Annotated in this window: 8 protein-coding genes; all 8 read right to left on the reverse strand. The window is 46.9% G+C overall.

Going from position 1 to position 6,618, the window contains the following annotated elements; all coding sequences use genetic code 11:
- Nucleotides 1-314 (reverse strand): C-GCAxxG-C-C family protein (locus tag ABUA47_RS21930; protein ID WP_349832047.1); only part of this gene is annotated, 314 nt, incomplete at its 3' end.
- 2 nt (nt 315-316) lie between these two features.
- Entirely contained in the window at nt 317-1,081 is a 765-nt protein-coding gene (locus ABUA47_RS21935; protein ID WP_035448280.1) for an exodeoxyribonuclease III, read from the reverse strand.
- 32 nt (nt 1,082-1,113) lie between these two features.
- Nucleotides 1,114-2,379, reverse strand: a complete 1,266-nt coding sequence (locus tag ABUA47_RS21940) for an Nramp family divalent metal transporter (protein ID WP_035448278.1) — start codon at nt 2,377-2,379, stop codon at nt 1,114-1,116.
- A 126-nt stretch (nt 2,380-2,505) separates the two neighbouring features.
- Nucleotides 2,506-2,751 (reverse strand): TIGR03905 family TSCPD domain-containing protein, encoded by a 246-nt coding sequence (locus ABUA47_RS21945; RefSeq protein ID WP_005828266.1) that lies wholly within the window; start codon nt 2,749-2,751, stop codon nt 2,506-2,508.
- Entirely contained in the window at nt 2,751-3,488 is a 738-nt protein-coding gene (locus tag ABUA47_RS21950; protein WP_005828265.1) for a YebC/PmpR family DNA-binding transcriptional regulator, read from the reverse strand. Before ABUA47_RS21950 ends, ABUA47_RS21945 begins: the two co-directional genes overlap by 1 nt.
- Before the next feature lie 45 nt (nt 3,489-3,533).
- On the reverse strand, nt 3,534-5,996 hold the full coding sequence (gene pheT, locus ABUA47_RS21955) for a phenylalanine--tRNA ligase subunit beta (RefSeq protein ID WP_035448276.1): 2,463 nt from the start codon (nt 5,994-5,996) through the stop codon (nt 3,534-3,536).
- Between the two features lie 153 nt (nt 5,997-6,149).
- The gene (locus ABUA47_RS21960) at nt 6,150-6,245 is read right to left on the reverse strand and encodes a smalltalk protein (protein ID WP_005828262.1); all 96 of its coding nucleotides are present in this window, start codon (nt 6,243-6,245) and stop codon (nt 6,150-6,152) included.
- 32 nt (nt 6,246-6,277) lie between these two features.
- The coding region (locus ABUA47_RS21965) for an HU family DNA-binding protein (protein WP_349832048.1) at nt 6,278-6,618 on the reverse strand (341 nt) is incomplete at its 5' end.

Consider the following 6,618-nt stretch of genomic DNA (forward strand, 5'->3'; position numbering starts at 1 on the left):
CATATCAAAGAGCCGTTTCGTTTCTTGAACTCAGCAGCCAGCTCCTGCACCAACGCATAGTTTGCCGCCTTACCTTCACGGTCCTTGCCTTCCACAGCTCCTTTTTCCAATCCGGCCAATAGGAACATGCCGCATGCAGCACCGCATGTCTGCCTCATACGACCTATGCCACCACCAAAAGAGGCGGACATCCGGAAAGCCTGCTCTTCTGTAAAGCCATACATATCTGCAAAAGCTCCCACCACCGACTGCGAGCAGTTATAGCCACTCTTGAAAAGCTCCACAGCTTTTTCGATTCTGCCTTTTGTTTCCATAATCATTCTGTAATTTCCAACAACATCGGGCAATGGTCCGAGTGGACAACGTCACCCAATATTCTCGCCTCCTTCAACATCGGACGCACCGGCTCACTCACCATGCAATAATCAATACGCCACCCTTTGTTCTTGGCACGTGAGTTAAAGCGATAGCTCCACCACGTGTATTCCTGCTTGTCGGGATGAAGCCAACGGAAGGAATCTATGAATCCCGCATTGAGAAAGCGCGTCATCCACTCCCGCTCTTCTGGCAAAAAGCCGCTGTTGGTGGCATTCCTGACAGGGTCATGAATATCTATTGCCTCATGGCAGATATTATAATCACCGCAAAGAATAAGGTTAGGACGCGTACGTTCCAACTCCAATACATACTCTTGGAATTTCTCCAACCAGACCATCTTGAAGGCCTGGCGTTCGTCGCCGCTGGTACCGGAAGGATGATAAACACTCACAACGGACACATCACCGAAGTCGGCACGGATAAAGCGCCCTTCGTTATCATATTCTTCAATGCCCATGCCGTACTCCACATGGTCCGGTTCTTGCTTGCTCAGAATAGCGACTCCACTATACCCCTTCTTCTGTGCAGAATATAGGTAATGCTTATACCCCAAAGCATCCAGCGCCTCCGCCGGATACTGTTCCGGTTGCAGCTTTGTTTCCTGCAAACAAAGCACATCCGGCTGCTCTTGTGCCAGCCACTCGGGAAAACCTTTTGTCACGGCAGCCCTCAGCCCATTTACGTTATATGTAATAATCTTCATACTACTTATTTGATTTCTTAAAAATGAATTATTCAAGATGTCAACTCGGATACCAGCAGCATGATATTCAGCACAGTGACCACCGCAGCAATGGCATAAAGTACAAATGTACTCCATTTGCTGTTTACATACTGCCCCATCACTTTGCGTGAAGAAGTCAGTCCCACTTGCAGGAAAATCGTAAACGGCAGCTGGATGCTCAGTATCATCTGTGAAATCAGCAGTCCTTTGAACGGGTCTCCGATAAAGAAAATCAGCAGCAGTGCAATACCCAATGACAGAATCACACCCACCTGCGAGTGACTGTCTTTGATATGATAGGATTCTCCGAAAATACCGGCAAAGATAGAACCTGCCGCCATACCGCTGGTTATCGTAGAAGATATACCCGCCATCAGTAATGCCAATGCAAAAACCACGGCAGCACTGTTCCCCAGCAACGGCTCCAGCAAGGATTTGGCCTGCTGCAACTCTTCCACCTGAATACCGCTTTTAAAGAAAGTTGCCGCAGCCAGCAGTATCATGGCACTGTTGATGGCCCATCCCACAATCATAGAGAACAGCGTGTCGAACAATTCATATTTCAACACCTTACGGATGGACGTATCATCTTTCTTATTATATTCATGGCTCTGTATCACTTCCGAGTGCAGAAACAGATTATGCGGCATCACCACCGCACCGAGCACACTCATGATAATCAGCATGCTCCCATGCGGGAACGAAGGTGTCACCCACCCTTGTGCGGCCAGCGGCCAATCTATCTTCACCAGAAACAGCTCATAGATAAAGGAGAGCCCAATGACCGAAACAAAAGCAATGATGGAACGTTCTATCTTCTTGTAGGAATTAGTGAAAAGCATGACGACTACAAATACGGTAGTCAAGACAGAACCCCATATGATGGGAATGTCAAACAGCATCTGCAAAGCGATGGCACCTCCCAATATCTCTGCCAGCGAAGTCGAGATGGAAGCCAATACCGCTGTGCCCAATATGGGACGCGACACCCAGGAAGGAGTATATTTGGTAGCGGCTTCGGACAAGCACAAGCCGGTTACAATGCCAAGATGCGCCACATTATGCTGCAATACAATCAGCATGATAGTGGATAAAGTCACGACCCACAGCAATGAATAGCCAAATTCAGACCCTGCCGCAAAATTAGATGCCCAGTTCCCCGGGTCAATAAAGCCCACAGTCACCAGCAGTCCGGGACCTATATATTTAAAAACGTCCAGACCGCCCAGATAGCGTTTGTGGTCTCTCCGTTTCAAGTCTTTAAAAATATTCTTCATTGTGTCTGTTCAATTAAGAGCGTAAAAATACTCAAATAATAACAAATACCTCCATGTTAGGTTCAAAAAAAGCCCCTGGCATCTTTCAATGTCAGGGGCTCTCATCCATTCTTTCAGGCAGGAGGCTCAATACCCCATCTCGTGCAATGCCTTGCACAATTGGTCGGGGCAGGAAGTGGAACGTCTTCCGCAGCGAATTCCTTCCAAACGAGCAATCACCGCATCTACCGGCATGCCTTTCACCAAACGTGAAAGTCCTTGCAGGTTTCCATTACATCCACCCCAAAATGCCACTTCTTTCACAATACCATCTTCCACATCCAGTTCGATGTTACTGCTACACGTACCTTGCGTCTTGTATGTATATGTCATTATTCTCCGCCTTCTTCCGGTTTCATGTTAGTATAAACCGTCTGTACATCATCAAACTCTTCGAGACGCTCTATCATTTTGTCGATGGTTTCGCGTTGCTCGGGAGTCACATCCTTCATATCGTTCGGGATATAGGTAAACTCACCGCCGACATCTTCAAAACCGCACTCTTCCAAATGTTTCTGGATAGCTGCATAGCTTTTCGGGTCACCATAAATAGTGATAGTACCTTCTTCTTCATCCTCTTCGTAGTCTTCCTCTACGTCATAGTCTATCAAGTCAAGAATGAGTTCCTCCATATCGATACCGTCTTTCTTCTTGAAAGTGAACACGCACTTGTGATCAAACAAGAAAGCCAGTGAACCCATTGTTCCCAAATTACCGCCGAACTTGTTGAACACGGAACGCACATCAGCTACTGTACGGGTAGTATTATCAGTCAGCGTATCCACAAAAACAGCTACACCGTGAGGACCGTATCCTTCATAAGTCATACCCTTATAGTCGCTCTGGTCCTTACCCATCGCATTCTTGATAGCACGTTCAATATTATCCTTCGGCATGTTTTCACGCTTACAAGTAGCGATAACTGAACGCAGTGTCGGGTTGTTTTCCGGCTCCGGACCACCGGCCTTCACCGCAATAGCAATTTGTTTACCCAGTCTTGTAAAGGTCTTTGCCATGTGACCCCATCTTTTCAATTTGGCAGCTTTTCTATATTCAAACGCTCTTCCCATTGGAACTGTATTTTAAATTATGAATTATAAATTCTGAATAATGAATCAACGCAGCTTGGCACCCAACTTGTCCTCCAGGTTCTTCACCAGTTTGGACATAATCTTGTCAATCTGCTTATCGTTCAACGTGGCATTCTCATCCTGCAACAGGAAACTCACCGCGTAACTCTTCTTACCGGCTTCCAGATTCTTACCCTCATAAACGTCGAAGAGAGAGACCTCCTTCAGCAGCTTTTTCTCCGTCTCGTAGGCAATCTTCTCAATTTCCGCAAACTGCACTTTCTTGTCGAGCAGTAATGCCAAGTCGCGTTTCACGGCAGGGAACTTGGAGATTTCCGTATAGCTCACCTTCACATTGCGGATGGCCTTCAACAATTCTTTCCAGTTGAAATCGGCATAGTAAACCTCGTTGTCAATATCGAATGCCTTCAGCAGCTTCTTTGTTACAATACCGAAAGTAGCCAACCGCTTTCCACCCCTTGTCTGTACGGATAAACCGGCAGCATAGATGTCATCAGTCAGATTGCCGACAACCAAATCATGCATGTGCAGCCCCAATCTGGCAAAGACATTCTCAACGTATGCCTTCAGCTCATATACCGAGCTGTTCTCGTCCGGATGAGCCCATGAGTTGGTCACTCTCTTGCCAGTCACCCACAAACCAAGATGATAGTCTTCGGAATAAGCGGCAAGCACCTTTTCCGAATTCTTCTTTTCTTCGTTGAAGTGATAACAATTACCGAATTCAAAGAATTTCAGGTCTGCATTCTTACGGTTGGCGTTGTGCGAGATGCTTTCCAATCCACCGAAAAGCAGTGTCTGACGCATGGCATTCAAGTCTGCACTCAACGGATTCAGCAACATTACCAGATTCTTTGACGGATAAGACTCCAAGTTGTCATAGTAAGCGGCACGCGTCAACGAGTTGTTCAGAATCTCATTGAAACCACAGCCCACCAGCTGCTCGGCAACCAGGTTCTGCAGTTTGTTGGATTTATCATATTCACCCTTGGTAGTCAGACAAGACTTCAAGGTAGTCGGAATCTCCACATTATTATATCCGTAGATACGCAGGATATCCTCTATTACATCGCAATCGCGCTGCACGTCCACACGGTAAGGAGGAACATCCAGTGTAAGCCCTTCGGCTGTCTCGTCTACAATCTTCATTTCCAGACTTGTCACGATGCTCTTGATGGTATCCACCGGAATAACCTTACCAATCAGTGAGTTCACTTTCTCATAGGCAAGTTCCACACGGAAATCCTTGGCAGGAGCGGCGCACACATCTTTTATTTCAGAAGAAATGGTACCTCCGGCAAGTTCCTTTACCATCAAAGCAGCCAGCTTCAGGCAGTAAATAGTGGCATTCGGGTCAATACCTCTTTCAAAACGGAAAGAAGCATCTGTGTTCAATCCATGACGACGGGCTGTCTTGCGCACCCATGTGGGATGGAAGTAAGCACTTTCAAGGAACACATCCTTGGTGGTTTCCGTAGAACCGGAATCCAGACCGCCGAATACACCAGCAATACACATCGCCTCTTCCTTGTTGCAAATCATCAAGTCGCGTTCGTTCAATTTACGCTCCACGCCATCAAGAGTTACAAACGGAGTACCTTCCGGCATGGTCTTTACAATCACCTCACTGCCTTTAATCTTATCTGCATCGAAGCAGTGCAACGGCTGGCCGAAAGCATGGACGATATAGTTGGTAATATCCACCACATTATTGATAGGACGCAGGCCGATAATACGCAACTTGTTCTGCAACCATTCGGGGCTTTCTTTCACTGTAACCCCTTTCACCGTAACGCCGGCATATCGGGGACATGCCTCGCTGTTCTCTACAGTTACTTTAATATCCAAGTCGTGATTTTCTACCGCAAAAGCGTCTACCGAAGGTTTCTTCAAAGTAGCCGGCTTACCCTTCTGTATCAAGTAGGCATACAAGTCGCGTGCCACCCCATAATGTGAGCAAGCATCGGCACGGTTGGGAGTGATGTCCACTTCCAGCACGTAATCGCTCTTGATGTTATAGTAGTCCTTGGCAAGCGTACCCGGAACAGCAGTCTCCGGCAGTACGATGATACCTGCGTGGTCCGTACCGATACCGATTTCATCCTCAGCACAAATCATGCCGACAGATTCCACGCCACGAAGTTTTGATTTCTTGATGGTAAAGCATTCGTCACCGTCATACAGTTTTGTACCCAACGTGGCTACTACCACTTTCTGTCCGGCAGCTACATTCGGAGCGCCGCATACAATCTGCACGGGTTCACCTTGTCCCAGGTTCACCGTAGTGACGTGCATATGGTCTGAGTTAGGATGAGCTTCGCATGTCAACACTTCGCCGATGACCAGTCCTTCCAGTCCGCCTTTAATGGTTTGCACCTCTTCCACACTTCCCGTTTCCAGTCCGATGGAGGTCAGTGCCGCAGCAACTTCATCCGGTGTCAAATCGAAATCGACATACTCTTTCAACCAATTATAAGAGATATTCATATCATTATATTTTTATTGTTTCCAAAAGTGACCTGCAAAGGTAATAAGATTTTTTGGTTGGCAGGGAATTATAAATGAAGAAAATAACAAAAAGGCGATGAAGTGCTTTTCCTTCACCGCCTTTCTCCTAATATTACTACATGAATCTACAATTTATACATTCATTGCATTGGCACCTAAAGCTCCCAATATGGCAGAAGCAACAGCTATCACTACCTTCAAAATCTTGTCCCAAACGTTCTTTTTCATAGTTTTAATCTTTCTAAATTAGTAAATACATCTTATCCTAATGGGTTCTCGCCTTGGTCACCGTCGGAACCACCACCGGAATTGCCACCATCACCGGCATCATCCTTACCGTCAGTCACCACTCCCGTCCATTTCTCAAACTCCACACCCTGAATCAGGGCACGCGTAGTGCCGATAGCAGCCGGGCGCGTGTATTCCGGAGTAAACTGGCAGCGTAGAGCAGTCACCTGATTGGGATTCACGTCTTCAGATTTTGCCACTCCCTTACCTCGCGTACGGGCCTTCATGGTGAATGTGCCCAGGCCATCCAGACGCACCGTACGGCTGTTCAGCAACTGGCTCCTCATTACCGTCATCAGGTTACGAATTACAT

This window comes from Bacteroides sp. RTP31139st1_H2_RTP31139_211217, from assembly GCF_040227615.1.
Taxonomy (GTDB): Bacteria; Bacteroidota; Bacteroidia; order Bacteroidales; family Bacteroidaceae; genus Bacteroides; species Bacteroides uniformis.